The organism is Pseudonocardia sp. D17 (assembly GCF_036984265.1).
Taxonomy (GTDB): Bacteria; Actinomycetota; Actinomycetes; order Mycobacteriales; family Pseudonocardiaceae; genus Pseudonocardia; species Pseudonocardia benzenivorans.
The window spans coordinates 1-1476 of record NZ_BPRG01000102.1; the positions used below are offsets into that span (position 1 = coordinate 1).

Sequence of the window (1476 nt, forward strand, 5' to 3'; positions counted from 1 at the left end):
TGCAAATCGGCTCGACCCCGTAGGTGTCCTTGTGGGCGTCGATGTAGTCGACGATCAGCGCTGTGGGCGGTCGAGCTCCGCGATGCTCCTATGTCAACCCTGCGGGTCAGGCCGCCGGCTGGAGCACGTCGGCGGGCTGGGACGGAGCCTTTCGGTGGGGCGCCGGTGTTTTGGCGGCGGGGTGGTCGGCTCGTTGCTCATCAGTGCGCAGGGCGGCGAAGACGCGGTCGGAGATCCGCCGGCGCAGGAGCCTCAGCGCTTCAGTACGGGTCTTGCCGGCAGCGGTGAGCTTGTCGACGTAGGCAGCGCCCTCACCGCCCAGGCGCAGCTGGGTGACCGCAACCATGTGTAGGGCAGTGTTGATCGTGCGGTTGCCACCGCGCGACAGGCGCACCTTGACCTTGTTGCCCGACCAGACTGGGATCGGGGCGGTGCCGTTGAACCGTGCGTAGGCGTGCTTGGAGCGGAAGCGCCGGGCGCCGGCGGTCTCGCCGAGGATCATCGCGGCCCCGAGGACGCCCATCCCGGGGATCTCGACCAGCGTGGGGTGGGCGGTGCGAACGAGCGTGTCCAGACGCCGCTCGAGAGTGTTGATCCGCCGAGTCACGGCGGCGATGTCTTCCAGGAGATCGCGGGCAACCTCGACCAGAGCGCCGTCGCGGCCCTCCAGGTGAGCCAGGAGTTCCTCCAGCAAGGAGTATCGGCGCAGCGCGCGGGAAGGGACGTGCAGGTCAGGGTCGATTTCGTGGAGGAACCAGCGGACCTTGGACTGCATAGCGGTGCGGCGCGCGACCAGGGTGCGCCGATGATCGGACAGCAGTTTGATCTCCCGCATCGGGCCGGGCAGCTCCGCGGTGGGCAGGTTGTCCTCGCGCAGCGCGACCCGGGCGACAGCCTCGGCGTCAATCGGATCAGACTTGCCCGGCTCGCGGGCGCTGCGCCGCATCCCGGCCATCATCCGGGCGTGCACCCGCACCACCCGGTGACCGGCGTCGAGCAGATCGGCCTCCAGGCGGCGGGTCAGGTGGCGGCAGTCTTCGACGGCGACACGAACACCGTCGAACTGCTCCAGCCAGGCCACGATCTGGCGGTGCCCGCCGGCCCTTGCTGGGACAGTCAGCTCCCCGATCCGCTTGCCCACATCGTCGACCGCGACCAGCGTGTGCCAGTTCTTGTGCGCGTCGATCCCGACCACCGTCATGTTCGTCTCCCTCGGCTCGTCATCCACTGGAGTTGGCGCCGGTGGACGCGAGAGGGCACGCCTCAGTGGGGCAGAGCGAGCAGGCTCCTATCAGGCCACGCCCACGACAACCGTCGCCAGCCCGGCGGGACGGCACATCGCGGAACAGCCACACGATCGGGCAGCGAAGAAACGAGCCAGCCCCGCCGAGCCATGATCAGTCTGGTACTGACGCGAAAAAAGCCGACGCGCTCTTTAGGATCGCGTTCGCCCGCCGTAGCTCGCGGTTCTCGCGC

The 1476-nt window shown here is 68.8% G+C and carries 1 protein-coding gene; it reads right to left on the bottom strand.

Features of this window, described 5'->3' with window-relative positions; translation table 11 throughout:
* Window positions 1–106: 106 nt before the first annotated feature.
* Entirely contained in the window at window positions 107–1201 is a 1095-nt protein-coding gene (locus PSD17_RS17305) for an IS110 family transposase (RefSeq protein WP_339123520.1), read from the bottom strand.
* Window positions 1202–1476 lie beyond the last annotated feature (275 nt).